This is a genomic window from Streptomyces sp. NPDC048383, assembly GCF_040651775.1.
Classification (GTDB): Bacteria; Actinomycetota; Actinomycetes; order Streptomycetales; family Streptomycetaceae; genus Streptomyces.
On the sequence record NZ_JBEZKS010000044.1, the window covers coordinates 16,153 to 40,900 of the forward strand.

Here is a 24,748-nt window from a genome sequence, read left to right on the forward strand (position 1 = left end):
GGGCCGGAAATCCCACGCACGAAGTAAGGAAGTGTCCTATGAAGGCAGCGGTGTTCAACGCGTTCGGCGGTCCCGAGGTACTGGAGGTCGCGGAGGTCGACACCCCCCGCCCGGCCGAGGGGCAGATCCGCGTCCGGGTCAAGGCCGCCGGCGTGCAGGCCTACGACTGCGCCGTCCGCGGAGGCTGGACGCCGCCGGGGGCGACCCTGGAGTTCCCGCAGAAGGTCGGCAACGATTTCGCCGGTGTCGTCGACGAGCTCGGCGAGGGCGTCGACGCCTTCGCCGTCGGCGACGAGGTCCTCGGCTGGGCGATCCTGTCCTGCTACGCCGAATACCTGGTGGTCTCCGTCGACCAGGTCGTCCTCAAGCCGGCCAACATGCCGTGGGAGGTCGCCGGGGCGTTCTCCGCGTCCGCGCAGACCGCCCACACCGCCCTGGAGGACCTCGCCGTCGGCGAGGGCGACACCCTTCTGGTCCACGCCGCGGCCGGCGGGGTCGGGACCATCACCGTGCAGCTCGCCAAGGAGCGCGGCGCCACGGTCATCGGCACCGCCAGCGAGCGCAACCACGACTACCTGCGCGAACTCGGCGCCACCCCGGTCGTCTACGGCGAGGGCCTGGTGGAGCGGGTGCGCGCGCTCGCGCCGCAGGGGGTCACCGCCGCCCTCGACGGCATCGGCGGCGTAGCCGTCGACGACTCGGTGGAACTGGTCAAGGACAAGAACCGGATCGGCACCCTGGTCGCCTTCGAGCGGCTGGAGGAGCTCGGTGTGCGCGGCATCTTCAGCCGCCGCGCGCAGGCCCGACTCGCCGAGCTCACCGCGCTCTACGCCGCGGGCAAGCTCCGCGTCGAGGTCTCGCGGACCTTCCCGCTGGAGCGGGCCGCCGACGCCCACCGCGAGGTCGAGACCGGACACGTGCGGGGCAAGGTCGTCGTCACCGTCGCCTGAGACGGGACGCAGTCGGCGCCGCCGCCCGGAGCGGCAGCCGCCGGTCCGGGTCGACAGGCGGCGCGTAGTGAGGAGCGTTACGCATGAAGATCGAGATCTACTCCGACGTCCTGTGCCCGTGGTGCTACATCGGCAAGAGCCGCATCGCGAAGGCCCTCGACGGGTTCGCGCACCGCGACGCGGTGGAAGTGGTGTGGCGCAGCTTCGAGCTGGCCCCCGACGCGGACGGGGTCCCCGGCCCCACCGCGGCCGAGGCCATGGAGCAGTGGACCGACCCGGCCGCCGTACCCGCGCGGATCGCGCTGATCCGCTCGAACGGCGAGCAGGAGGGCGTGGAGCTGAACCTCCACGCGTCCCGTCCCGTCAGCACCTTCGACGCCCACCGGCTGATCCACCTGGCCGCCGATCGCGACCGGGTCGACGCGGTACTGGAAGGCCTGTTCCACGCCTACCACACCGACGCGTTGAACGTCGCCGACCCGGCCGTGCTGTCCGGCATCGCCGCGAAGGCCGGCCTCGACGCCGACGAGGTCAAGGAACTGCTGGAGGGCGACCGCTACGCGGACCGGGTCGCCGCGGACGAACGCCGCGCCGTCACCCTCGGCGTCGGCGGGGTGCCCTCCGTGGTGATCGACGGACGCCCGCCGGTGTCCGGGGTGCAGGACCCGGCCGCGCTGACGGCCGCTCTCGAAGCGGCCTGGGCCCAGCGCGCGAAGGCCTGACCCGGGGAGCGTGAACCCGCCTGGTTGGCTGGATCCTTCCTCCAACGGATCTCCAGCAGGCTCCTGAAAAGTGATCAACCAGGCGGGGACACCTCCCCGCCGACGGGCTCCGAAAGGGAACAACAGTGCAGCGCAAGTGGAAGCTGACCGGTGGCATGGTGGGTTCGCTCGGTCTGGCCCTGACGGGAGTACTCGCCACGTCGGGTCCGGCCGCCGCCGCGACCGTCTCGACGACGCTCCCGTACGTCTGCCAGACCCGGCTCTCCGGTGAGTGGATACCGGTCGAGTACAGCCGTAACTTCACCACCACGGCGCCGACCAAGGTCGCCCCGTTCCACACCTTCAAGGTGACGTTCGACTCGGCGCCGATCAAGGCCGTCGCCGACTACAACAAGCTCCTGAACACCATCTCGTTCAACTACAAGGTGCCCGCCAACGCCACCGTCCTCAGCTACAAGTTGACCGGCGGCAGCAACCTCGGCACCGCCAAGCAGTGGGTCGAGCGGACCGGCAACGACCTGCGCGTGAAGTCGGACGGCGAGTGGGCCGGCGGCGTCGAGTTCGACTTCCCGAACCTCGAAGTCACCCTGCGCGCCCCGGGCAGCGGCACCCTCACCACGGGCGCCGGCGGCTCCAGCTTCACCGACACCGCGTTCGGCTGGAACCGTCTCCAGCCGACCACCAACGAGTGGGACCCCTTCCAGTGCTACGCCGACCCGGCGCAGCCCGTCACGTTCTCGACCACCCAGGTCGGCTACTGATCCACGGTCCGACAGGCCCCGGGCGCGGCCGCCGATCCCTCTCGGCGGCCGCGCCCGCCCGCCCGCACCCTCACCCCGGGGAGCTCCACAGACATGCCACACACCGACAGCGCGTCCGCCCCGCGGGCCGAGCACACGGACGGAACCGGCGGCCGGACGGTCGACTTCTGGTTCGATCCCCTCTGCCCCTTCGCCTGGATCACCTCCCGCTGGGTGCTGGAGGCCGCCGAACGGCTGCCGTTGACCCTGCGGTGGCACGAGATGAGCCTGGCGCTCCTCAACAGCGGCCCCGAGGTCCCCGAGGCCCGTCGCGCCCTCCTCGGCCGCTACTGGGGGCCGGTCAGGCTGATCGCCGCCGCCCGCGCGGCCCACGGCGACGAGGTCGTCGGCCCGCTCTACACGGCGCTCGGCAACCGCTTCCACGGCGCGGGCGGCATCTTCGAGCCGGTGCGCACCGCGGCCGACTCCGACTTCCGCGAGGCCATGCACCGGGCGCTGGACGGCGTCGAGCCGGGCTGCGCCCAGGCCCTGGAGGAACTCGGCCTGCCCGCATCCCTGTTGGCGGCGCTGGACGCCGAGGAGTGGGACGAGCAGCTGCGGGCCTCCCACGGCCGGGTCCCCGACCACGACCTCGGTCAGGAACTGATCGGCGTACCGACGATCTCGGTGGACGGCGGCCCGGGCCAGTTCGGGCCGGTGCTGTCCGCGATCCCGCGCGGCGAACGGGCGGCCGAGCTGTGGAGCGCCTTCGCGACGCTGGCCGCCGACCCGGACTTCTTCGAACTGAAGCAGAGCACGGGCCGCTCGGCGCCCGTCACCGGCTAGTTCCCGGCCCCCGGCCGGGCCGGCCCCCCTTTACCGTCCGTTTCTCTTTCCGCTCCGCGGCACGACCGGAGGAAGTCAGATGCGCATCATCCGAATCCACGAGTACGGGGACCCGGATGTCCTCCGCGTGGAGGAAGCACCCGTTCCGACGCCGGGCCCGGGCGAGGTCCTCATCGCCGCCGAGGCCGTCAGCGTCGGCTTCGCGCAGACCCAGATGCGGCGGAACATCTTCCCCGCTCCCATGTGGCGCCCGCAGTTCCCGATCGTCCTCGGCGGGGACGTCATCGGCCGCGTCGCGGGCGTCGGCGCCGGTGTGACGGACATCCACGAGGGCGACCGCGTCGGCGCGTTCACCCTCAACGGCGCCTACGCCGACTACGCGGTGGTCGACGCCGCCACGGTGCTGCCCGTCCCCGAGGGCCTCGACGCCGCGCAGGCGACCGCGCTGCCCTCCCCGGGCCCGATCGCCGCCGGCACGCTGGGCACCGCGGCCCTGCGGCCCGGTGAGAGCGTCCTCGTGCACGCGGCGTCCGGCGGCATCGGCCACCTCGCCGTCCAGTTGGCCAGGGCGGCGGGCGCGGGCCTGGTCATCGGCACCGCCGGCTCCGCCGACAAGCTGGACTTCGTACGGGGTCTGGGCGCGGACGTCGTCATCGACTACAGCCGCGACGACTGGGCCGAGGAGGTCCGCGCGGCGACGGGCGGCAAGGGCGTCGACGTCATCCTCGACAGCGTCGGCGGCGACGTGCTGCGCCAGGGAGTGGGCCTCCTCGCCCCCTTCGGGCGCCTCGTGTTCTACGGTTCGGCCGGCGGCGGCCTGGAGATCCCCAAGGTCTCGCCCATGGAGCTCATCGAGATGAAGTTCCTGACCGGCTTCGCGCTCTCGCGTTGGCGCGCCGCCCGCCCCAAGGAATACCTGCGCAACCACGAGGACCTGGCCAACCGGCTCGCCGACGGCACGGTCCGGCACGCCGTGCACGCGACCCTGCCGCTGCACGAGGTCGCCGAGGCGCACCGGCTGATCGAGTCCCGCGCGCAGATCGGCCGGATCGTCCTGATCCCGGAACACACCGCCTGACCCCACCGCCCGGCCGCTGCCCTCCGGCACCGGAACGGCCGCCACCGGCCCCGCAGGCTCCGGCCCGCGGGGCCGGTCGCGTCCGGTGCGACGCTCCGCTGCCCTGACAGGCGGGTCCCACGGATGTCACGATCGGCTCCGCGCGCGGGTACGGGGCCCGCCGACTGCAGGTGAGGACGCGTCATGAATCCGGACAGAGCGGTACCGGGGCAGGATCCACAGGGCCGGGCGACGGGACAAGCGGCCGCGGCCGCCGGGATCGGTACACGGGCCGCCGGGGTGCTGCTCGGGCTGTCGACGGTGCTCGTCGGGCTGATGGCCGGCCTGTTCTTCGCCTTCGACGTCTCGGTGATGCCGGGCCTCGCCCGGCTCGACGACGCCGCGTACGTCGCCGCCATGGACCGCTTCAACGCGGCCATCGACGGCAACGGCCTCTTCGGGAGCGTCTTCGTCCTGGCCCTGCTCACCACCGCCGCCGCCGCGCTGGTCTCCCTGCGCACGGGCCACCGTACGATCGCGCTCTGGGCGGGGGCGGCCGCCGTCGCCTACCTCGCCGTCCTGGTGATCACCTTCGCGGTGAACATCCCGCTGAACGACGAGCTCGCGGACGCGGCCGGCGCGGCGGGCTCCGCCGCGCCGGTGGTGGACAAGTTCCAGGGCACCTGGGTGACCACGAACGTCCTCCGCACCCTGCTCTCCACGCTGGCGCTCGTCGCCCTCGTCCGGGCCGTGCTGCTGCACGGCCGCGCCACGGCGCGCTGACCGGGCCGGGACGGCCCCCGCACGGGCGGGGGCCGTCCCGGGGATCAGGCGCCGCCGTGCAGGACCAGCGCCCAGGCCAGCAGGCCCGTCGCGGCCGTGCACAGCAGGGCGCGCCAGACGTTCGCCCGCACCCACGGGCCCTCGAAGGCCCGCCGGACGGCGGCCGGGTCGGCGAGGGCGTCGGCCGGACCGGCCTGCGCCAGCGCGTTGTTGAGCGGGATGTTCACCACGCCGGTCACCACCATCGCCAGCACGTAGCAGACGAACGCCCCGATCAGCGGCCCCAGCGCCGCCCGCCCGTCGGCCGGGACGTGCAGGCCCACGGCGAGCCCGGTGAACACCAGCGCCCCCAGGTAGCCCAGCATGAACCAGCCGTTGAGGATCGCCACGTTGATCCGTTGCATCACCTCGACCACGGTCCGGTCGCCGGTGGCCCGCAGACCGGGCATCACCGCCACCGAGAACCCGTAGAAAAGGCCGCTGACCAGGCCCATGGTGATCGTCGCCGCGATCAGTGACGCGAACCGTGCCGTTTCCATGTCGATCTCCCCCGTACGCAGTCGAAATCCGGTCATCCAGCTGACGGACGCGCCGATCCTACGGGCGGAGATCCACGGGCGTACGGGGAAGACCGATGAGCCGGTTAGCACCCGGTTTCAACCGATGGACACCCTTCGGCGCCCACAGGGCCACGAGGTACCCTCCGCTTCCGCGGGCCCGCACGCCCGCCCGCGAAGCCTGGAGAGGAAACAGACCGTGACCGAACCGAAGCACCGGCTGGACGCATTGCGGGCCGACATCGAGCGCCGCAACCCCGCCCAGCCCGAGTTCCACCAAGCCGTGCGCGAGGTCCTGGACACGCTGGCCCCGGTGTTCGCCGCCCGTCCCGAGTACGCGGAAGCGGGCCTCGTGGAGCGGCTGGTCGAGCCCGAGCGGCAGATCATCTTCCGCGTGCCGTGGACGGACGACCGCGGCCGGGTCCACGTCAACCGCGGCTACCGCGTCGAGTTCAACAGCGCGCTCGGCCCGTACAAGGGCGGCCTCCGCTTCCACCCGTCGGTCGACATCGGCGTGGTGAAGTTCCTCGGCTTCGAACAGATCTTCAAGAACGCCCTGACCGGGCTGGGCATCGGCGGCGGCAAGGGCGGCAGCGACTTCGACCCGCACGGCAGGTCGGACGCGGAGGTCATGCGCTTCTGTCAGTCGTTCATGACCGAGCTGTACCGCCACATCGGCGAGCACACGGACGTCCCGGCCGGTGACATCGGCGTCGGCGGCCGCGAGATCGGCTACCTCTTCGGCCAGTACCGCCGCATCACCAACCGCTGGGAGGCCGGCGTCCTGACCGGCAAGGGCACCGGATGGGGCGGCTCCGCGATCCGTCCGCAGGCCACGGGCTACGGCAGCGTCCTGTTCGCCGCCGAGATGCTCGCCGTCCGCGGCGAGGCCCTCGACGGCCTCACCGCCGTCGTCTCCGGCTCCGGCAACGTCGCCCTGTACACCATCGAGAAGCTCCAGCAGCTCGGCGCCAACCCGCTGACCTGCTCGGACTCCCAGGGCTACGTCATCGACGACAAGGGCATCGACCTCGCGCTGCTGCGGCAGATCAAGGAGGTCGAGCGCGGGCGCGTCAGCGAGTACGCGCAGCGCCGCGGCTCCTCCGCCCGCTTCGTGCCCGGGGGCCGGGTCTGGGAGGTCCCGGCGGACGTGGCCTTCCCTTCGGCCACCCAGAACGAACTCGGCGCCGACGACGCCCGCGCGCTCATCGCCGCCGGCGTCAAGGCCGTCTCGGAGGGCGCCAACATGCCCACCACCCCCGAGGCCGTCCACCTCTTCCAGGAGGCCGGCGTCGCCTTCGGCCCCGGCAAGGCCGCCAACGCGGGCGGAGTCGCGGTCAGCGCCCTGGAGATGGCCCAGAACGCCGGCCGCACCGCGTGGAGCGCGGACCGGGTCGAGGAGGAACTCGCGGGCATCATGCGCGACATCCACACGGTGGCCCACGAGACGGCCGAGCGGTACGGCGCACCGGGCGACTACGTCACCGGCGCCAACATCGCCGGCTTCGAGCGGGTCGCCGACGCGATGCTCGCCCAGGGCGTGATCTGACGCCGGAAGCCGGGGCACCCCGGCCCGGACACCGGGCCGGGGGCCGTAGCCTGGCCTTCCACCACTGACAGGGAGCCACCCGTGCTGAGCGCGCTTGACGGGACGTACGGCGACCGGAAGGACGCCCTGAGCGTCGCCGGACGGACCGCCTCGTACGAGGAGTTGCTGGGCGCCGCGAGCGCCGTCGCCGCCGACGTGGCGGGCCGGGCGGCGTTCGCGGTGACGGCGACCGCCTCGCTGGAGACCGTCGCGGCCACCGTCGGCGCCCTGCTCGCCGGGGTGCCGCTCGTACCTCTGCCGCCCGACGCGGGACCCGCCGAGCGCGCGCACATCCTGCGGGACTCCGGCGCCGACGAGATCGACGTCGACTTCGCCCGCCGGGCCCCCGCCCGCCCCCTGCCGAGCGCACCCACCGCCGACCCCGCGCTCATCCTGTACACCTCCGGCACCACCGGGCCGCCCAAGGGCGTCGTCCTGAGCGGCGCCGCGATCACCGCCGACCTCGACGCGCTCGCCGACGCCTGGCAGTGGACCGCCGAGGACACCCTCGTCCACGGGCTCCCGCTGTTCCACGTGCACGGCCTGGTCCTCGGCGTGCTCGGCGCGCTGCGCACCGGCAGCCGGCTCGTGCACACCGGCCGCCCCACCCCGAGGGCCTACGCGGAGGCGGCCGGCAGCCTCTACTTCGGGGTGCCCACCGTCTGGTCCCGCATCGCCGCCGACCCGGAGGCCGCCGCGGCCCTGTCCGGGGCCCGCCTCCTCGTCTCCGGCAGCGCCGCCCTGCCCGCCCCGGTCTTCCGGGACCTGGAACGCCTGACGGGCCACCGGCCGGTCGAGCGGTACGGGATGACGGAAACCCTGATCACCCTCAGCGGCCGCGCCGGTGGCGAGGTCCACCCGGGCGCCGTCGGCACCCCGCTGCCCGGCATCCGGACCCGCATCGCGGCCGAACCGGGCGCGGAGATCGGCGAACTCCAGCTGACCGGACCCACCTTGTTCTCCGGCTACCTGGGCCGCCCGGAGGCCACCGCCGCCGCGTACACCGAGGACGGGTGGTTCCGTACGGGCGACATCGCCGCCGTCGACGGGACCGACGGGGTCCACCGGATCGTCGGCCGGGCCTCCATCGACATGATCAAGTCCGGCGGGTACCGGATCGGCGCCGGCGAGATCGAGAACGCGCTGCTCGACCACCCCAAGGTGAGCGAGGCGGCCGTGGTGGGCGTCCCCGACGCCGACCTCGGACAGCGGATCGTCGCCTTCGTCGTCGCCGAAGGCGTCACGGGCGGCGAACTCACCGACTTCGTCGCCGCGCACCTGTCGGTGCACAAACGACCGCGCGAGGTCCGGTTCATCGCCGCCGTACCGCGCAACGCCATGGGCAAACCGCAGAAGAAGCTCCTGCTGACGGACGACACCGGGGACCACGCATGACCATCGCCAAGACCACCAGGGACGTCCGCGCCACCGGCAGTCCGTGGATCCGCCGCTTCCACACCGCGGTGCGCCCGCAGGACGCCCCCGTCCTCGTCGTGCTCCCGCACGCCGGCGGCAACGCCTCCTTCTACTTCCCGCTCTCCCGGGACCTGGCCCCGCACGCCGAAGTGCTCACCGTCCAGTACCCCGGCCGCCAGGACCGCTTCGGCGAACCGAGCCCCGAGACGGTGACGGGACTCGTCGACGAGGTCGAGCGGGCGTTGCTGCCCTGGCGGGAACGGCCCCTGGTGCTCTTCGGGCACAGCATGGGCGCCGTCCTCGCCTTCGAACTGACCCGCCGGCTGGAGCGGGCGGACGCGGCCCCGCGCGGCCTCGTCCTGTCCGGCCGGCGCTCCCCGCTGCTGCCCGAGGAGGGCACCACCCACCTCGAGGGCGACGCCGCCCTCCTCGCCCGACTGGGCGAACTCTCCGGCACCGACCCGCGGTTGCTCGCGGACCCGGACTTCCGGGAGCTGATCCTGCCGTCGCTGCGCAGCGACTACAAGGCGATCGAGACGTACCGCTACGAGCCGGGGCCGCCCCTGAACACCCCCGTCAGCGTGCTCTGCGGGCAGTCCGACCCGCGGGCGAGCCCGGCCGGGGCCATGGACTGGCGCCGGCTGACCGGCGCCGCCTTCACCTTCCGGTCGTTCCCCGGCGGGCACTTCTACCTGGCGGAGCAGCACGACGCGGTGGTCCGGGCGCTCACCGAGGACCTTTCGGCCTTCGCCGGAGCCTGACGGGCGGCGGCCGGGCCCACCGCGGCCCGGCCGGCCGGATCCCGCCGGAGATCATCTAGGCAGGGCCGGGGGGCGTCGGTACGTTGCTCGCATGGACCAAACGGCTGGCGATCCCAGAACCGATCATCGCGCCCTCCTCGCGGCTTCCGTCACGGTCGTGCTGTGGGCCTCCGCTTTCGTCTCCATCCGCTCAGCGGCCGAGCACTACGGCCCCGGGGCGCTCGCGCTGGGGCGGCTGCTGACGGCCTCGGTCGCGCTGGGCGTCGTACTCCTGGTCAAGCGGGTGCCGCTGCCGCCGCGTCAGGCCTGGCCGGGGATCCTCGTCTCCGGGGTGCTCTGGTTCGGGCTGTACATGGTGACGCTGAACTGGGGCGAACAGGAGGTCGACGCCGGTACCGCGGCGATGGTCGTCAACATCGGCCCCATCGTCATCGCCCTGCTCAGCGGCTGGCTGCTGAAGGAGGGTTTTCCGCCGATGCTGCTCGCGGGCATGGGCGTGTCCTTCGTCGGCGCGGCCGTCGTCGGCGTGTCCACCTCCCACGGCGGCTCCTCCTCGATCCTCGGCGTGTTGCTGTGCCTGGTCGCCGCGCTCGCCTACGGGGCCGGGGTGGTCTCGCAGAAGCCCGCGCTGCGCCACGCCACTCCGCTCCAGGTGACGACGTACGGCTGCTTCGTCGGCACGGTGTGCACCCTGCCCTTCGCCTGGCAGCTGATCTCCCAGCTCCCCGAGGCGCCGCTCGGCGCCACCCTGAACATGGTCTACCTGGGCCTGTTCCCGACCGCCCTCGCCTTCACCACCTGGACGTACGCGCTGTCGCGCACCACCGCCGGGAAGATGGGCGCCACCACGTACGCGGTGCCCGCCGTGGTGGTGGTCATCGCCTGGTTCGCGCTGGACGAGGTCCCGGGCTGGCTGACCCTGCTGGGCGGGGCGATCTGCCTCGGCGGCGTCGCGGTCTCCCGCAGGCGGCCCGAGCCCGCGCCGACGGAGGTCGCTGCGGGAAAGTAACCGCCATGGCGGGGCGGGCCGTTCGGGGCGGGCGGCCGTCCGGTTTCCGTCCCGCCCGGACGCACGGTCCGAGGCGCCCCGTACGCCCCTCGACCGCCCCACGGTGACCCGCCCCCGCCCGGGGGCGGGTCACAGGACGTACGTGGCCTCGTTGCGCCCCAGCAGGTAGCCGAGCTGCAAGCGGTTGAGGGCGCCCATCTCCTGCTTGATGGCCGCGATGTGGGCCTGGAGGGAACGCTCGCTGATCCCGATGCGGCGGGCGATCGCCTTGTCCGCGTAGCCCTCCACGAGCAGCCGACTGATCGACTCCCGGATCGCCGGAACCACTTCGTCCGCCGCTTTCGCGGCGTGCAGCGGCACGAAGGGAAAGGGCTTCGCCCGGTCCCAGGCCTTGTCGAACGTGTCGCGGAGAAATCGTACGATCGTCGGTTCGGTAATGGAGATCGCCGTGGTACGGTCCTCGTTCGCCGAAATGAAGGCGATGTCGTCCACAATGATCAGCCGGTCGAAGAATTCCTCCAATGTGCGAACCTGGGCTCCGTATTCGGTAACCGCACGGACATATTCCTTCGTCGCCTCGTCGAATCGCGTGGTGTGCTGATAGAGCGTTCGCATCGCGATCCCCGCCGAGATGTGCCGGCGCACCGATTCCAGCGCCTCCTTCAGGACCGCGCTCGGCCGCGCCCCGTCGGGCTGCGCGGTGAGGATGTCCCGCCGGACCGCGCCGAGGGCGTCGTTGATCGCCGTGGAGATGCTGCCCAGGCCATGCAAGTAACGGACCCCGGGGCCCACCACCACCTCGTCCGCGCCGGCCTCCACCGCCGCGGCGACGGCCGGGCGCGCGGCCTGCTGCGCGGCTTCCTGGGCCAACAGCCCGAGGTGCGTTGCGAGTTCCCGCAAGAACGCCTGCGGTTCCCCCGCCGCGGCCGCACACAGCGCTTCAGGTGCACCGCTCTGTGCGGTTTCGACGTATTTGACTACGTCCACGTGCCACCCCTGTCTGTCCGGTATGCAGCTGTCTGTGGCGTTCTGGACCCCGTCGGTTCCCGCAATGCGTAAACCGGAGCCATCGTAGGTCTACCTGGTCGTGACCCGGCAGGGGAGATTTGGTCTCACCGCAGGAACGAACACGCAGAAGGCGCCCGACGATCACCACCGCCGGAAACCGCCTCGGTTTGGCGTTCCTGGAATGACCGAACACGAAACGACTTGAGGGGACTGGGCAAAATGGGGAAGAACCACATGGTGACTCGTCGGACCGGCCGCGTTTCGGGAATCCGCGGTCGCGTCGCACTCGCCGCGGCGGGCGTCGCCCTCGGCGTCGGCACGGTCGTCACCGGGATCGCCCAGGGCGCCCTCACCACCGACTCCGGCAGCCACCTGCGGCTCGGCGACGTCGGCTGGAACAACACGAACCCGCACGTGGTCGCCGGTGACGTGGGCTGGAACAACCCGCAGCCCGGCACGACCACCCCGACGCCGGCCCCCACCCACCCCACCCCCGGGCCCACCAACGACGTTGGCTGGAACTGACCGTCCGCCGCCGTCCCGTCCTGCACTGCGTCCCCTCCCGCCACTGACCGACCGGCAACAGAATGGCTGATCCTCGTGGTTGCCCCCTCCCCCTGGTTCCTGACCTCCGAGACCACCGCCGCCGCCGACGACGGTGCCACGGCCGCCACCCGCGTCTACTGCTTCCCGCACGCCGGCGGGAACCCCCGGACCTTCCTCGGCTGGCAGGCCGACCTGGGAACGGACGCGCGGATCCTCGCCGTCTGCCCGCCCGGCCGGGGCCACCGCTTCCGTGAACCGGCCCTCACCTCCGTCGCCGACCTCGCCGACGGCGCGGCCGCCGCCATCGCCCTCGCCACCACCGCCGCCGGCCAGCCCTTCCTGCTCTTCGGCCACAGCTTCGGCGCCGCCCTCGCCTTCGAGGTCGCCCGCCGCCTGGACGGCGTACGCGGCTTCGCCGGCCTCGTCGTCTCCGGATGCAGCGCCCCCTGCCTGCTGCCGACCCGCCGCGTGGTCGACACCGCTCGACTGGAGGGCCGGGCCTTCACCGAGGCCGTCGGCTTCTTCGGCGGACTGCCGCCCGAGGTCGTCGAGGACGAGACCCTCCAGGAACTGCTCCTCCCGCACCTGAAGGCCGACTTCCGGCTCGTCGCCGGCTACCGCTACCGGCCCGCCGCCCCCCTCGACGTCCCGGTCACCCTGCTCAACGGCACCGAGGACCCGCACGTCGACGCGGCCGCGCTGGACGCCTGGGCCCGCGAATGCGCCACGCCGCCGCGACGGCACTGGGCCGACGGCGGCCACTTCTACTTCGAGGGTCGGCCGGACGCCGTCACCCGCGTCCTGCGCCCGCTGGCCCGTGCGGCCGCGGCCGCGACGCCCGTCGGGGATGAGTACGTTGAGCTGATCTGACCCCGATCCGCCCCCCGGCCGACGCACGCCGGCAGCTCACCAGCGAGGACCTCCATGAACCACGCGGCTTCCTTCGACGCGCCCGAAGCGCCCGACGCGCCCCTCTCCGAAACCCCCGCCGCCGCCCGACTGCGGCGCGCCATCGCCTTCCGGGACCTGCACGAGGGCCCGCGCCCCTTCGTGGTCCCCAACCCCTGGGACGCGGGATCCGCCCGCGTCCTGGCCTCCTTCGGCTTCGCCGCGCTCGCCACCACCGGAGCCGGCCTCGCCCACAGCCTCGGCCGCCCCGACGGGGCGAACCGCGTCGGCCGCGCCGAGCTCCTCGCCAACGCCGCCGCGATCATCGCGGCCACCGACCTGCCCGTCACCGCCGACCTGGAGAGCGGCTTCGGCGAACGTCCCGAGGACGTCGCCGAGACCATCCGCCTCGCCGCCGCCGCCGGCCTCGTCGGCGGTTCCGTCGAGGACTCCACCGGGCGTGACGAGGACCCCGTACGCCCCTTGGAGGAGGCCGTCGAGCGCGTCGCCGCGGCCGTGGAGGCGGCGAAGGGGCTCGACTTCCCCTTCACCGTCACCGCCCGCGCCGAGAACTTCTTCCAGGGCCGCCCCGACCTCGACGACACCATCCGCCGCCTGCGGGCCTACGAGGTCGCCGGCGCCCACGTCCTCTACGCCCCGGCCCTGCCCGACGCGGACGCCATCCGCGCCGTCTGCGCGGCCGTCGACCGGCCCGTCAACGTCCTGATGGGCGGCGCCCTGCCGCTGTCCGTCGCCGACCTCGGCGCCCTCGGCGTACGCCGCGTCAGCACCGGATCGGCGCTGTCGCGCGCCGCCCTCGGCGCCCTCACCCGGGCCGCCCGCGAGATCAGCGAGCTCGGCACCTTCGGCTTCGGCGCGGACGCCCTCCCGTACGCCGAGGCCAACGAACTCCTGGCCGACCCCGCCCCGTCCGCCGACCGAGAGAGCGAACCGGCACCGTGAGCCTTCCGCACGCCTTACCCGACCCCGCCCCCGTCACCGCCGGCGCGGCGCCCGCGACACCCGCCGCCGCGCCCGTCGTCCACCTGTCCGCGCCCCGCTACGTACTCGGCGAACTCCACGACGACCACACCTCCATCGAGGGACTCGCCGAGCGCGCCCGCCGGTTCGGCATGCCGCCCCGCGCCGAACTCTGGGGCTGGGGGAGCGTCCACCGCACCGCCAAGTGCCTGGAGACCCTGGCCGCGGAGACCGTGCGGGCCACCCTCGACGCGGCCCGCGTCGCCCCGTCGGACGTCGACTGCCTCATCCTGTGCTCCACCCGCTTCCCCGGCGGCCCGCGCACCCACGGCACGTTCGTGGAGAACGTGCTGGCCGCCACGGGCCTCGGCGCCGCCGCCTTCATCGGGCTCACCCTCGGCCGCTGCGCAAACCTCCTGGCGGGCATCCGCACGGCCCAGGCGTACGTCGCCGCGGGCATGTACCGCCGGGTCGTCGTCGTCACCGCCGACCGGGTCACCGACGAGTCCGTCCGGATGGACAACTTCGCCCTGTTCAGCGACGGCGCCGCCTCCTGCCTGGTCGCCGCCGCGCCGATCGGCCCGGACGCGTACGAGATCGTCGCCGGGGCCGGCGCGCAGGACCCGGCCGGCCTCGACTGGTCCAACGAGATCAGCTCCGACCTCGCCCGCGAGGTCAACGACCGGATCCTCGACGACGCCGGCATGAAGATCGGCGACATCCACGGGGTGCTGCACCCCAACCTCTACAAGCCGCTCGTCGTCCTCAAGGAACGCCAAGCCGGCTTCGGCCGCGACCAGCTCTTCCTCGACAACATCCCGCGCGTCGGCCACTGCTTCGCCGCCGACCCGCTGATCAACCTCGTCGACCGGGCGGCGGCCGGCGCGCTCAAGCCCCACGGGCACTACCTGCTGGCGTCCAGCGTCCCCGGCGTCCGCATCGGCGTCCTGCTGCGCCGACTCCCGACACCCGCCGGCGCCCCGGCCGACCCCGCCCCGACCACCGCCACCACTGCCCGACGGGAAGGCCGCTGACATGTCCACCGACACGACCACGGGCGCCGACCCGACCGGCGGCGGGACCGCCCGCGCCGGCCTCGGGAGCGGCGCCGCCGACGACGGTTTCCTCGACCTGGCCCGCGGTTCCTTCGGGCCCGCCTTCCCGCTGCCCGACCTCACCACCTCCCTGCCCGCCGGCCCCTTCGAGGCCTCCCCGGCCGGCGCCGCCGAAGCGGCCCTCATCGCCGCCGCCCCGCCCGCCGACCTGTTCCGCCGGCTGCTCGCCGACCAGGAGGGCGAAGCCGCCCTGCTCGCAGCCCGGCGCGTCCTCGCCGCGTTCCTCGCCCCCGAGGGCGACGCCGCCGCCGACGACCCCCTCCCCGAGCCCGCCGACGCCGACGCGGTCGCCGCGTACGTCGCCGCCGCCCGCGCCGAACTCGCCGCCGTACTCACCCCGTTGCGCGAGCACCCCGACCCCGAGGTCCGCGCCGCGGTGCTGCGCCAGCGCGCCCCCCTCACCCTGATCGGCGGCTGTTGGCTCGACACCGTCTCGCAGGCCGCGACCCAGCCCGCCGAGATCGTCGGCCGCCTCTTCGGCCAGCACTGGCTGCTCCAGGGCGAGGGCACCGCCGACGCCGGCCTGCTGGGCCGCCGCCGGCGGGCGCTCGCCGAGCACGGGGTGTTCCTGCCCGCCGTCGAGGCCGCCGCCTTCCTCGACGCGGCCGGGGCCCGTCCCCTCACCGCCCTGCACGCCGCCTTCCACGTGGCCCTGTCCCGGCTGCCCGCCTCCTTCCTCCCCGAGGTGGTCGGCGTGCACTACGCCGCCCACGCCCTGGGCCTCGACGAGCTGCTGATCGGCGGCGAGCCGATGCTCGCGGAGGGCGACGTACGCCCCGTCCTCGCCGAGTACCTGGCCCTCACCGCGCAGTCGCCGACCGGCGCCGAGGACCGCCGCCGCGCCCTGGCGGCCGTACGCCTGCTGGTCCGCCTGGAACGCGAGCACACCGCCGCCCTCGCCGAGCTCGCCGCCTGGCACGAGGGGCTCTCCCTCGACGCCAAGGTGGCCCTGATCGTGGAGCGGCACGCCCCGCACGCGGGCCGCCAGCACCGCGCCGTCCGGCTCGGCGCCCGCAAGCTCACCGACTGGCTCGACGACGGGCAGCTCGACCCGGCCGCCTTCGTACGGGAGTTCCGCACCGCCCGCCAGCTGCGGCCCGGCCGCGACGGCGGACCCTGCCGGTTCCTGAAGTCCATCAAGTTCGGCGGCCCCATGTTCGGCATCTTCGACGAGCGCGAAGCGGCCGTCTTCGCCGCCTGGGCCCGCTCCGTCGCCGCCGGCGAGCCCGCCGGCGCCGACCTCGTACCGCTCACCGCCGGGGACGAGCCCGCCCGCGCCTGGAGCGGACGCCTCGCCTCGGTCGAACCCGCCGACCTGGTGGTGCGCGAGCCCGAGCCCACCCACGACCACCGCCGCTTCTTCCACCGCCTCGTCAACTTCGAGCGCCACCCGAACGTGCTGCCGGCCGCCCGGGCCCGCGCCGAGGCCGGACTGGCCGACGCCGAGCTGCTGTTCGCGCACGGCGCCGGGGGCGTGCTCACCGACGCCTCGTACTTCGACTACACGCCCGAAGCCCTGATGGAGCGGGTCGAGCGGATCTACCGGGACAAGCTCGTGGACCCGTACGAGCCGCTCACCGAAATCCCCTCGCGCGACGAGGTCGTCTTCGAGCAGTCCACGTACGCCCTGGGCAGCCTCATCGACGGCACCTGGGCCCACCGCGTCGGCAACCTCGGCCGCCGGCACCGGCGCGGCGACGACATGCTCTTCTCCATCTACGCGGACGAGATGGGCCGCGGCGACATGGCGAAGAACCACATCACGATCATCCACAAGGTGCTGGCCAGCATGGACATGGACCTGCCGCACATCCGGCAGGAGGCCTTCCTCCAGCAGGGGGACCTGCCGGACCACCTGTACGGCTTCTCGATCCACCAGATCTGCCTGTCGCTGTTCCCCGACAGCCTCTACCACGAGATCCTCGGCTACAACCTGGGCATCGAGATGTTCGGCCTCGGCGCGATGCGGCTGCACGAGATCCAGAAACTGCGCCGGCACGGCCTCGACGTCTCCTACGAAGAGGCCCACCTGTCGATCGACAACTTCTCGGCGGGTCACGCCCGCCAGTCCGCCGAGATCATCGTGGCCTTCCTCGACGACGTGCGCACCGCCTCCGGGGAGGAGGCCGTCCAGGGCGCGTGGCGCCGGGTCTGGCGCGGCTACGCCTCCTTCGCGCACTTCGTCGAACACGGCCTGGTCAAGCGCGTCCGCGCGGAGGCCGAGGCCGAGGCCGAGGCCGCTGCCGCTGCCGAGAACACCGCCCGGACCCCTGCCGACCTGGTCATCTGAGGAGCCCCACCATGGAACTGACGACGAGTTTCGACCCCGAGGTCCTCGCCCTGCCCTTCTACGAGGACTCCCACCGCCGGCTCGCCGAGTCGGCCGGAGCCTGGTGCGACAGCAACCGGGTGCTGTGGGAGGAGATCCGCGCCCTGGACCCCGACGCCGCCGGCCGCCGCCTCGTGCGCGCCCTCGGCGCGGCCGGCTGGCTCGCCGAACTGGACCCGCGCGGCGCCCCCGTCAACGACTTCCGCGCGGTGTGCCTGCGCCGCGAGGCCCTCGCCTACGCCGAGGACCTCGCCGACTTCGCCTTCTCCATCCAGGCGCTCGCCGCGACCCCGCTGCTGCGCTTCGGCAGCGAGGCGCAGCGCCGCCGTTACCTGCCGGGGATGGCCGACGGCACCCTGATCGGGGCGTTCGCGGTCTCCGAGAAGGAGGCCGGCTCGGACGTCTCCTCCGTCGGGTTGGCGGCGGCGCGCGCCGAGGACGGCTCGTACGTGCTCGACGGGCGCAAGGCGTGGATCGCCAACGGGACCATCGCCGACGTGTTCGTCGTCATCGCCCGCACCGGGCAGGGCCCCGGACCGCTGGGGCTGTCCGCCTTCCTGGTGCCCGCCGACACCCCCGGGCTGCGGGTCGAGCGGATCGACGCGATCGCCCCGCGGTCCTTCGCGCACCTCTCCTTCGAGCAGTGCCGGCTGCCCGCCGACGCGCTCCTGGGCCGGCCGGGCAAGGGCTTCGTGATCGCGGTGGACCTGCTGGAGCGGTTCCGCACCACCGTCGGCGCGGCCGCACTCGGCTTCGCCCGGCGGGCCTTCGACACCGCCCTGGCCCACGTGCTGGGCCGGGAGGCGTACGGGGCCACCCTCTTCGACCTCCAGTTGGTCAAGGCCTCGCTCGCCGACATGGAGGTGCAGCTGAACGCGGCCGCGCTGCTGGTGGCGCGGGCCGCGTGGGAGACCGACCGGGGCAGCCGCCGGTTCGCCCGACACTCCAACATCGCCAAGGTGCACGCGACCGAGGCCGCCCAGGGCGTCGTCGACTCGGCCGTACAGCTGCTGGGCGCGGCGGGCATCGTGCAGGGCGGCGTCACCGAGCGGCTCTACCGGCAGGTCCGGTCGTTGCGCATCTACGAGGGCACCTCCGAGGTGCTGAGGATGGCCATCGCGGGCTCCCTCGACATGCGCCGCGCGGCCCGCGCCACGGCCTGACCCGGCGCCCGCCCGGCGCCCCCTCCGTACCACCCGTCCCACCCGTACCGCCCGTTCAGCAAGGAGTAGGCAGTGAGCACCACGAGCCCCCGGGCCAGTACCTCCCATACCTCCAGTGCCGTCAGCCCCGCCCGTCCCGCCGGTCCGGTCAGCCCGGTTGACGCGGTGCGCCTGCCGGACCCCTACCCCTGCTACGCGCAGCTGGTGGCCGAGCGTCCCTTCGCCCACGACGAGGCGCTCGGGGCCTGGGTCGCCGCCGACGCGGCAGCGGTCCGCGCGGTGTTGGGGAGCGACGCGCTGCGGGTGCGGCCGGTGGCCGAGCCGGTCCCCGCCGGGATCGTCGGGACGCCCGCCGGTGAGGTCTTCGGGGACCTGGTGCGCATGACGGACGGCCCGGTCGCGGCCCGCCTGAAGGCGGTGGTGGCCGAGGCGCTGGGCCGCGCCGACACCGCGCACGCGGCCCGACTGGCGGCCCGGCACACCCGCGAGGTGCTGGCGGCCGGCGGCGAAGTCCCGTACGAGGAGCTGATGTTCGGGGTCCCGGCCCGGGTGGTCGCCGAGCTCGCCGGGCTGACGGAGGGGGCCGGGCGGGAGGCGGCCCGGGCGATCGGCGACTTCGTCCAGTGCATCCCCGCCTCCGCGACCCCCGCCCAGCAGCGGGCCGCCGCCACGGCTGCCGCCCGGCTGCGCGAACTGCTCGCGCCGCCGTTGGACGCGGCCCGCGCCGGCCGGTCGGCGCCGGCGGGCGGCGGTCCCGCCTCGGGGCTGCTCGCCGAGCTGGTGGGCGCCGCCGACCGGCACTCCTGGCCGCACCTGGCGCCCCTGCTCTCCAACGCCGTCGGCTTCCTGTCCCAGACCTACGACGCCACCGCCGGCCTGATCGGCAACACCCTGGTCGCCCTCGCCCGGGGCGCCGCCGCGCCGGACACTCCGGGGGCCGTCGAAGCGCTCGTGCGCGAGGTGGTCCGGTACGACGCCCCGATCCAGAACACCCGCCGGTTCGCCGCCGGTTCCTTCGTCCACGCGGGCCGCGAGGTGGAGCCCGGTCAGCAGGTGCTGGTGGTGCTGGCCGCCGCCAACCGGGACCCCGCGGTCAACCCGGACCCCGACGTCCTGTCGCCCGGCCGGGTGAATCCGGCGGTCTTCACCTTCGGTGCGGCGGCCCACCGCTGCCCGGGGGAGGAGCTCGCCGTGGCCCTCGCCGGCGCGGTCGTCACCGAACTCCGCACGGCAGGCTTGACCACCACCGCGACCCCCGCCTACCGCCCTCTGGCGAACGCTCGGATCCCGCTCCTCTAGCGCGCAGGAATCCTCCCAGGACGACGCCGCCCCCGTGACCGCGATCAAGGCCGGGAGTCGGTCACCCCCATGCCTCCAGACAGGACAAAAAGCAACATGTCGGACACCCTTCACCTTTGGATGCGGCACGAGGCCCGCGCCACCGAACGCCGCGCCCCCCTCACCCCCGAGGACGCCGGCCGCCTGGTGGCCGAGGGCATCCGGATCACCGTCGAGGAGTCGGACCAGCGGGTGTTCCCGCTCGCCGACTACGCCGCCGTCGGCTGCGCCACCGCCCCGACCGCCTCCTGGCACGAGCAGGCCCCCGACGACGCGTACGTCCTCGGCCTCAAGGAACTCCCCGCCGGACCCGACGCGCCCGCCCTGCGCCACCGGCACATCTACTTCGGGCACGCCTACAAGGGCCAGTCCGGAGCCCGCGAACTGCTCGCCCGCTTCACCGCGGGCGGCGGCGCCCTCCTCGACATGGAGTACCTCACCGACGCGGCCGGCCGCCGGGTGGCCGCCTTCGGCTACTGGGCCGGGTACGTCGGCGCCGCCCTCGCCGTCCTGCACCACCGCGGCGCCCTCACCACCCCGCTGCGCCCCACGGACCGGCCCGCCCTCGACGCCCTGCTCGCCTCCGGAGCCACCCCCGACGACCCCACCACCGCCCTCGTGATCGGCGCGCTCGGCCGCAGCGGCCGCGGCGCCCTCGACGCCCTGACGGCCGCCGGCCTGGACCCGACCCGCTGGGACCTGGCCGAGACCCGCGACCTCGACCGCGCCGCCCTCCTCGGCCACGACCTGATGGTCAACACCGTCCTGACCACCACGCCCGTACCGCCGTTCCTGACCAAGGCCGACCTCGACGACCCGCGCCGCCGGCTCTCCCTCGTCTCCGACGTCACCTGCGACGTCACCTCCGACTGCAACGTCCTGCCGGTCTACGACGCGACCACCACCTGGACGGAACCCGTCCGCGCCCTGCGCGCCGGCCCCGAGCGGCCCCTCGACCTGATCGCCATCGACAACCTGCCCTCGCTCCTCCCCGTCGAGGCCGCCACCGCGTTCTCCGCCGAACTCGCCCCCCAGCTCCTGCGCCTGGCCGCCCCGGCCGACGACGTCTGGGAGCGCGCCCTGCACACCTACCGGACGGCCGTCCGAGCCCAGGAGGATCCCCTTGTCCGCTGACCAACCCGCGACCGCCGCGCCCACCGCGGCCGCGGCGTCCGGCACCGTCCACTGGATAGGCACCGGCCTGTCCACCGGCCGCTCCGGCCTCTCCCTCGTCTGCGAACGCGCCCGGCGGGTGGTCCTGTGGGACCGCACCGCCGAGCGCGGCGCCGCCCGCCTCGCCGCCCTCGGCCTGGCGGGCCGCGCCGAGGTCCGCGCGTTCACCCCGGCCGCCCTGGCGGCCGGGGTGGGCCCCGGCGACGTCCTCGTCTCCATGCTCCCAGCCGGCGAACACGCCGAGCTGCTGCGCCTCGCCACCGACAGGGCCGCCCACTTCGCCTGCACCAGCTACGTCTCCCCGGAACTCGCCGCCCTCGCCGGGGAGGCCGCGGACCGCACCCGTACCGTCGTCCTCACCGAGGCCGGACTCGACCCCGGCATCGACCACCTGCTGGCCCACGACCTGGTCGCACGGGGCCGCGCGGCCCTCGGGGAGATACCCGCGACCGCCGTGTTCACCTCCTACTGCGGAGGCGTCCCGGCGGTCCCCAACCCCTTCCGCTACCGCTTCAGTTGGGCCCCGTACGGGGTCCTCGCCGCCCTCGGATCCCCGGCCCGGCACATCGAGGCCGGCGCCGAGAGCACCGTCCCGCGGCCCTGGGAGGCCACCCGCCCGCTGACCCTCGCGGGCGAGGAGTTCGAGGTCTACCCGAACCGCGACAGCCTCCCCTTCGTCGCCCAGTACGGCATGCCGGACCACTGGCGGCTCGACACCTTCGTCCGCGGCACCCTGCGCAACGCGGGCTGGCACACCGCCTGGAAGGAGGTCTTCGAGACCGTCTCCACCGGGGACCAGGAAGCCGTCCGCGCCCTGGCCGGCTCGCTCGCCGCCCGGTACCCCACCACCCCCGACGACCGCGACCGCGTCGTGCTGTCCGTCGCACTCGAACTGCGCACCGCGGCGGGCCCGTCCTGGCGCGGCTCCCACCTGCTCGACCTGACCGGCGACGCCGAGGAATCCGCCATGGCCCGCTGCGTCTCCCTCCCCGTGGCCTACGGCGTCACCCGGATCCTGGCCGGCGCCCTGCCCGCCGGACTGCACCGCGCCGCCGCGCCCGACGACACCGGCCGCTGGCTCGCCTTCCTCGGCGCCCACGGCCTGAGCGGCGCCCGCGAAGAAACCACCACCCCCTCAGGAGTCCCGGCATGACGCAGCCCACCCACCTGCCCGAAACCCCCGCGCTGCCCGACGCGTTCGTCCTCACCGGCGCCTTCCGCGTCGTCTGCCGCAACCCCCGCTACCTGGAGGAACTCGCCGCCCGCGGGCTGCGGATCCTGCTCATCACCCCCGACACGAACCGCGACGCCGTCCGTCGCGCCCGCAAGGACCCCGAGCACCCGGCCTCCCTGATCGACGAGATCGCCTACGTCGACGGCTCCCTCGACCTCGACGGCTCCTTCACCCCCGGGTTCGTCGCAGCCGCCCGCGCCTGGCGCGGCCGCTACACCGTGCGCGGCGCGTACGCCGTCGGCGAGACCCTCGTCGAGCAGACCGGCCTGCTGTGCGACGCCCTGGGCCTGCCCGGACCGGGGTTGCGCGCCACCCGGGTGTGCCGCAGCAAGTACCTCCAGCGCTGGTACCTGGAGGAATTCAGCCCCACCACCCTGGTCCTGCCGCCCGGCGGCCGTGAGGACGCAGACCTGTCCGCCCTGCGCTACCCGGTCGTCGCCAAGCCCGCCACCCGGCACTCCAGCTCGGGCGTCGTCGCCGTCGCGGACGCCGCCGAACTGCGCGCGCTGCTGCCGCAGTACCCCGCGCACGAGACGCTCATGATCGAGGAGAAGGTGACCGGCCAGGAGTACTCCGTGGAGTCCCTGGTCCAGCACGGCCGGCCGCTCTTCACCTCGGTGACCCGCAAGGAGACCACCGAGTCCGGCGACCGCACCTTCGTCGAGCTGGCCCACTCCGTCCCCAACGCCCGCACCGGCGAGGACGAGGTCCTGCTGGCCGCCAACCACCGGATGCTGGAGGTGCTCGGCTTCCGCGACGGGATCGCCCACGCCGAGTGGCGCATCGGCGAGGACGGCGAACCCCGCCTGATGGAGGTCGCCGCCCGCACCCCCGGGGACGGCCTCGTCGCCCTCTACCACCTGGCCACCGGCCGGCCCCTGGAACCGGAGATCGTCCGGATCGCCCTCGGCGAGGCCGCCGACTACCCGCCGCCGCGCCGCTTCACCCGCCAGGTCTACCTGGAGCACGAGGCGGGCTGCCTCGCCGACGTCACCCTCGACTGGCCCGGCGTCCGCCCCCAATGGGTCGGCGAGGCCGGCACCTGGCCCGACTGCGCGCCCGGCGAGCCCGGCGACGCGCCCGCGCTGCGCGCCCTGCTCGTCCTGAAGGAGGCCGGCGCCCGGCTCCAGCCGCTCGCCTGCTCCGACGACCGGGCGGTGACCTTCCTGATCGACGCGCCCACCCCGGACGGGCTCGACGCGTTGGAGCGGGCCGTCCGGACCGCCGTCACCGTCGTCGTCGACCCGGAGGACCCCGATGAGCACTGATGTCCGGCCCGCCGAAGCGGAACGGGAAGCCGCTCCGCCGGCCCCGGCCCCCGGGGTGTGGACCACCTTCAAGGAGGCCCCGAGCGCGGTGAAGACCGTACTGGCCGGGGTGCTCGTCAACCGGCTCGGCGGCTTCCTGCACGTCTTCCTCGTCCTCTTCCTCACCGCCGAGGGCCACTCCAAGGGCCGCACCGTCATCGCGCTGGGCGTGTACGGGGCGGGCGCCGTCGCCGGCTCGCTCGTCGGCGGCACCCTCGCCGACCGGCTCGGCATCCGCGGCGCCACCGTCCTGTCCATGAGCAGCACCGCGCTGCTCACCGCCGCCCTGCTGTACCTGCCCGGCTTCCTGCCGCTGCTGGCCGCGATCGCCCTCGTCAGCCTGGGCGCCCAACTGTTCCGGCCGGCGTCGGCCACCCTCCTCGCCGAACAGACCGACGGCGACCGACAGATCATGATCTTCGCGATGTACCGCTTCGGCCTCAACGTCGGAGCGACCGCCGCGCCCCTGCTGGGCTACGCGCTCTACCACGCGGGCGGCCGGACGTACACGCTGCTGTTCTGGGGCGAGGCCGCCCTCGCCCTGGCCTTCGCGCTGGTCGCCCGCGCCACCCTGCCCGCCCGGACGAAGCCCGCACCGGGCGCCGTGCGAGCGCGGGTCCCCGCGGGGACCGGCGGGTACGGCGCGGTCCTGCGCGACCGCCGCTACCTCTTCTACCTGGTCGCGGCGTTCTTCCACTCCGCCGTCTACATGCAGTACCTGTCCACCCTGCCGCTCTACATGGCGGAGGCCCGGCTGGCGCTGTTCTGGTACACCTTCGCCGTCGCGCTCAACGGCGTCATCGTCATCGCCTTCGAGCTGCTGGTCACCAAGGTCTCGCAGCGCTGGCCCATGAAGATCACCATCGGCCTGGGCTTCGCCCTCGTCGGCGCCGGCGTCGCCTGCTACGGACTGCCGATCGGGCCGGCGGCCATCGTCATCGGGACGCTGATCTGGTCCCTGGGCGAGATCCTCGGCGGCCCCGCCGTCTTCGCCTACCCGGCCAACGCCGGCCCCGAGGAGCTGCGTTCGCGCTACATCGGCAGCTTCCAGTTCGTCTTCGGGCTGGGCTCCGCCCTCGGCCCGATGGCCGGCACCTGGCTCTTCCTCCAGTTCGGCTCGCTGGTCTGGCCGCTGATCGGCGCCGCCTCCCTGCTCGCCACCCTGTTCGCCCTGTTCGCCGTCCGCACCCGCCCGGCCGCGTAGGCCCGGTGTCGCCCCCCTCCCCCCTGCACCTTC

Annotated in this window: 23 protein-coding genes; 21 read left to right on the forward strand and 2 right to left on the reverse strand. The window is 74.0% G+C overall.

Translation table 11 applies throughout. From position 1 onward, the window contains the following. Nucleotides 1-38 precede the first annotated feature (38 nt). From AB0D46_RS26690 to AB0D46_RS26715, 6 genes are all read left to right on the forward strand, one after another. Nucleotides 39-950 carry an NADP-dependent oxidoreductase gene (locus AB0D46_RS26690; protein ID WP_362881033.1) on the forward strand — a complete coding sequence of 304 codons (912 nt, stop codon included), beginning with the start codon at nucleotides 39-41 and terminating at the stop codon, nucleotides 948-950. 83 nt (nucleotides 951-1,033) lie between these two features. Continuing rightward, nucleotides 1,034-1,672: a DsbA family oxidoreductase gene (locus tag AB0D46_RS26695; protein WP_362881035.1), complete on the forward strand. Its 639-nt coding sequence runs from the start codon at nucleotides 1,034-1,036 to the stop codon at nucleotides 1,670-1,672. A 125-nt stretch (nucleotides 1,673-1,797) separates the two neighbouring features. Next, complete coding sequence (locus AB0D46_RS26700) at nucleotides 1,798-2,433, forward strand: hypothetical protein (protein WP_362881037.1); 636 nt, start codon at nucleotides 1,798-1,800, stop codon at nucleotides 2,431-2,433. A gap of 93 nt (nucleotides 2,434-2,526) precedes the next feature. Then, the gene (locus tag AB0D46_RS26705; protein WP_362881039.1) at nucleotides 2,527-3,258 is read left to right on the forward strand and encodes a disulfide bond formation protein DsbA; all 732 of its coding nucleotides are present in this window, start codon (nucleotides 2,527-2,529) and stop codon (nucleotides 3,256-3,258) included. A gap of 79 nt (nucleotides 3,259-3,337) precedes the next feature. Beyond that, the gene (locus tag AB0D46_RS26710) at nucleotides 3,338-4,336 is read left to right on the forward strand and encodes a zinc-binding dehydrogenase (RefSeq protein ID WP_362881041.1); all 999 of its coding nucleotides are present in this window, start codon (nucleotides 3,338-3,340) and stop codon (nucleotides 4,334-4,336) included. A gap of 183 nt (nucleotides 4,337-4,519) precedes the next feature. After that, nucleotides 4,520-5,098: an anthrone oxygenase family protein gene (locus AB0D46_RS26715; RefSeq protein WP_362881043.1), complete on the forward strand. Its 579-nt coding sequence runs from the start codon at nucleotides 4,520-4,522 to the stop codon at nucleotides 5,096-5,098. Between the two features lie 44 nt (nucleotides 5,099-5,142). Here AB0D46_RS26715 and AB0D46_RS26720 read toward each other — a convergent pair whose 3' ends face one another. Beyond that, nucleotides 5,143-5,637 (reverse strand): DUF1772 domain-containing protein, encoded by a 495-nt coding sequence (locus AB0D46_RS26720; protein WP_362881045.1) that lies wholly within the window; start codon nucleotides 5,635-5,637, stop codon nucleotides 5,143-5,145. 217 nt (nucleotides 5,638-5,854) lie between these two features. Between AB0D46_RS26720 and gdhA the strand changes: the two genes are divergently transcribed. The 4 genes from gdhA (at nucleotide 5,855) to AB0D46_RS26740 (ending at nucleotide 10,429) form a co-directional block, all read left to right on the forward strand. Beyond that, entirely contained in the window at nucleotides 5,855-7,204 is a 1,350-nt protein-coding gene (gdhA, locus tag AB0D46_RS26725) for an NADP-specific glutamate dehydrogenase (RefSeq protein ID WP_362881047.1), read from the forward strand. 81 nt (nucleotides 7,205-7,285) lie between these two features. Further along, complete coding sequence (locus AB0D46_RS26730) at nucleotides 7,286-8,638, forward strand: acyl-CoA synthetase (protein WP_362881049.1); 1,353 nt, start codon at nucleotides 7,286-7,288, stop codon at nucleotides 8,636-8,638. Next, entirely contained in the window at nucleotides 8,635-9,420 is a 786-nt protein-coding gene (locus AB0D46_RS26735) for an alpha/beta fold hydrolase (protein WP_362881051.1), read from the forward strand. The genes AB0D46_RS26730 and AB0D46_RS26735 overlap by 4 nt, the downstream gene beginning before the upstream one ends. A gap of 91 nt (nucleotides 9,421-9,511) precedes the next feature. Next, nucleotides 9,512-10,429 carry a DMT family transporter gene (locus tag AB0D46_RS26740; protein WP_362881053.1) on the forward strand — a complete coding sequence of 306 codons (918 nt, stop codon included), beginning with the start codon at nucleotides 9,512-9,514 and terminating at the stop codon, nucleotides 10,427-10,429. Between the two features lie 129 nt (nucleotides 10,430-10,558). Here AB0D46_RS26740 and AB0D46_RS26745 read toward each other — a convergent pair whose 3' ends face one another. Further along, nucleotides 10,559-11,416: a LuxR C-terminal-related transcriptional regulator gene (locus tag AB0D46_RS26745; protein ID WP_362881055.1), complete on the reverse strand. Its 858-nt coding sequence runs from the start codon at nucleotides 11,414-11,416 to the stop codon at nucleotides 10,559-10,561. A 255-nt stretch (nucleotides 11,417-11,671) separates the two neighbouring features. Here AB0D46_RS26745 and AB0D46_RS26750 point away from each other — a divergent pair, with 255 nt between their 5' ends. The 11 genes from AB0D46_RS26750 to AB0D46_RS26800 all read left to right on the forward strand — a co-directional run bounded on the left by AB0D46_RS26750 (nucleotide 11,672) and on the right by AB0D46_RS26800 (nucleotide 24,715). Next, nucleotides 11,672-11,962, forward strand: coding sequence for a hypothetical protein (locus AB0D46_RS26750; RefSeq protein WP_362881057.1), 291 nt, complete (start codon nucleotides 11,672-11,674; stop codon nucleotides 11,960-11,962). 75 nt (nucleotides 11,963-12,037) lie between these two features. Further along, a complete protein-coding gene (locus tag AB0D46_RS26755) occupies nucleotides 12,038-12,853 on the forward strand; it encodes an alpha/beta fold hydrolase (RefSeq protein WP_362881059.1) in 816 nt (271 codons plus the stop codon). A 54-nt stretch (nucleotides 12,854-12,907) separates the two neighbouring features. Beyond that, the gene (locus AB0D46_RS26760) at nucleotides 12,908-13,834 is read left to right on the forward strand and encodes an isocitrate lyase/phosphoenolpyruvate mutase family protein (RefSeq protein ID WP_362881061.1); all 927 of its coding nucleotides are present in this window, start codon (nucleotides 12,908-12,910) and stop codon (nucleotides 13,832-13,834) included. After that, nucleotides 13,831-14,886, forward strand: coding sequence for a 3-oxoacyl-ACP synthase (locus AB0D46_RS26765; RefSeq protein WP_362881062.1), 1,056 nt, complete (start codon nucleotides 13,831-13,833; stop codon nucleotides 14,884-14,886). The genes AB0D46_RS26760 and AB0D46_RS26765 overlap by 4 nt, the downstream gene beginning before the upstream one ends. Before the next feature lies 1 nt (nucleotide 14,887). Continuing rightward, nucleotides 14,888-17,257, forward strand: a complete 2,370-nt coding sequence (locus tag AB0D46_RS26770; RefSeq protein ID WP_362881064.1) for an iron-containing redox enzyme family protein — start codon at nucleotides 14,888-14,890, stop codon at nucleotides 17,255-17,257. 11 nt (nucleotides 17,258-17,268) lie between these two features. Further along, nucleotides 17,269-18,459, forward strand: coding sequence for an acyl-CoA dehydrogenase family protein (locus AB0D46_RS26775; protein ID WP_362881066.1), 1,191 nt, complete (start codon nucleotides 17,269-17,271; stop codon nucleotides 18,457-18,459). 72 nt (nucleotides 18,460-18,531) lie between these two features. Next, nucleotides 18,532-19,758 (forward strand): cytochrome P450, encoded by a 1,227-nt coding sequence (locus AB0D46_RS26780; protein WP_362881067.1) that lies wholly within the window; start codon nucleotides 18,532-18,534, stop codon nucleotides 19,756-19,758. Nucleotides 19,759-19,854: 96 nt separating this feature from the next. Continuing rightward, nucleotides 19,855-20,931: a saccharopine dehydrogenase gene (locus tag AB0D46_RS26785; RefSeq protein WP_362881069.1), complete on the forward strand. Its 1,077-nt coding sequence runs from the start codon at nucleotides 19,855-19,857 to the stop codon at nucleotides 20,929-20,931. Continuing rightward, nucleotides 20,921-22,123: a saccharopine dehydrogenase C-terminal domain-containing protein gene (locus AB0D46_RS26790; protein ID WP_362881071.1), complete on the forward strand. Its 1,203-nt coding sequence runs from the start codon at nucleotides 20,921-20,923 to the stop codon at nucleotides 22,121-22,123. The genes AB0D46_RS26785 and AB0D46_RS26790 overlap by 11 nt, the downstream gene beginning before the upstream one ends. Then, nucleotides 22,120-23,472: an ATP-grasp domain-containing protein gene (locus AB0D46_RS26795; protein ID WP_362881073.1), complete on the forward strand. Its 1,353-nt coding sequence runs from the start codon at nucleotides 22,120-22,122 to the stop codon at nucleotides 23,470-23,472. Before AB0D46_RS26790 ends, AB0D46_RS26795 begins: the two co-directional genes overlap by 4 nt. Then, nucleotides 23,462-24,715 (forward strand): MFS transporter, encoded by a 1,254-nt coding sequence (locus AB0D46_RS26800; protein WP_362881075.1) that lies wholly within the window; start codon nucleotides 23,462-23,464, stop codon nucleotides 24,713-24,715. Before AB0D46_RS26795 ends, AB0D46_RS26800 begins: the two co-directional genes overlap by 11 nt. Nucleotides 24,716-24,748: the final 33 nt, after the last annotated feature.

Excerpts from the sequence above, each read along its gene's own strand:
- AB0D46_RS26800 (WP_362881075.1), top strand. The coding sequence starts at position 23,462 with ATGAGCACTGATGTCCGGCCCGCCGAAGCGGAACGGGAAGCCGCTCCG.
- AB0D46_RS26795 (WP_362881073.1), top strand. The coding sequence starts at position 22,120 with ATGACGCAGCCCACCCACCTGCCCGAAACCCCCGCGCTGCCCGACGCG.
- AB0D46_RS26750 (WP_362881057.1), top strand. The coding sequence starts at position 11,672 with ATGGTGACTCGTCGGACCGGCCGCGTTTCGGGAATCCGCGGTCGCGTC.
- AB0D46_RS26735 (WP_362881051.1), top strand. The coding sequence starts at position 8,635 with ATGACCATCGCCAAGACCACCAGGGACGTCCGCGCCACCGGCAGTCCG.
- AB0D46_RS26715 (WP_362881043.1), top strand. The coding sequence starts at position 4,520 with ATGAATCCGGACAGAGCGGTACCGGGGCAGGATCCACAGGGCCGGGCG.
- AB0D46_RS26760 (WP_362881061.1), top strand. The coding sequence starts at position 12,908 with ATGAACCACGCGGCTTCCTTCGACGCGCCCGAAGCGCCCGACGCGCCC.
- AB0D46_RS26695 (WP_362881035.1), top strand. The coding sequence starts at position 1,034 with ATGAAGATCGAGATCTACTCCGACGTCCTGTGCCCGTGGTGCTACATC.
- AB0D46_RS26740 (WP_362881053.1), top strand. The coding sequence starts at position 9,512 with ATGGACCAAACGGCTGGCGATCCCAGAACCGATCATCGCGCCCTCCTC.
- AB0D46_RS26710 (WP_362881041.1), top strand. The coding sequence starts at position 3,338 with ATGCGCATCATCCGAATCCACGAGTACGGGGACCCGGATGTCCTCCGC.
- AB0D46_RS26775 (WP_362881066.1), top strand. The coding sequence starts at position 17,269 with ATGGAACTGACGACGAGTTTCGACCCCGAGGTCCTCGCCCTGCCCTTC.
- AB0D46_RS26785 (WP_362881069.1), top strand. The coding sequence starts at position 19,855 with ATGTCGGACACCCTTCACCTTTGGATGCGGCACGAGGCCCGCGCCACC.
- AB0D46_RS26720 (WP_362881045.1), bottom strand. The coding sequence starts at position 5,637 with ATGGAAACGGCACGGTTCGCGTCACTGATCGCGGCGACGATCACCATG.
- AB0D46_RS26770 (WP_362881064.1), top strand. The coding sequence starts at position 14,888 with ATGTCCACCGACACGACCACGGGCGCCGACCCGACCGGCGGCGGGACC.
- AB0D46_RS26690 (WP_362881033.1), top strand. The coding sequence starts at position 39 with ATGAAGGCAGCGGTGTTCAACGCGTTCGGCGGTCCCGAGGTACTGGAG.
- AB0D46_RS26705 (WP_362881039.1), top strand. The coding sequence starts at position 2,527 with ATGCCACACACCGACAGCGCGTCCGCCCCGCGGGCCGAGCACACGGAC.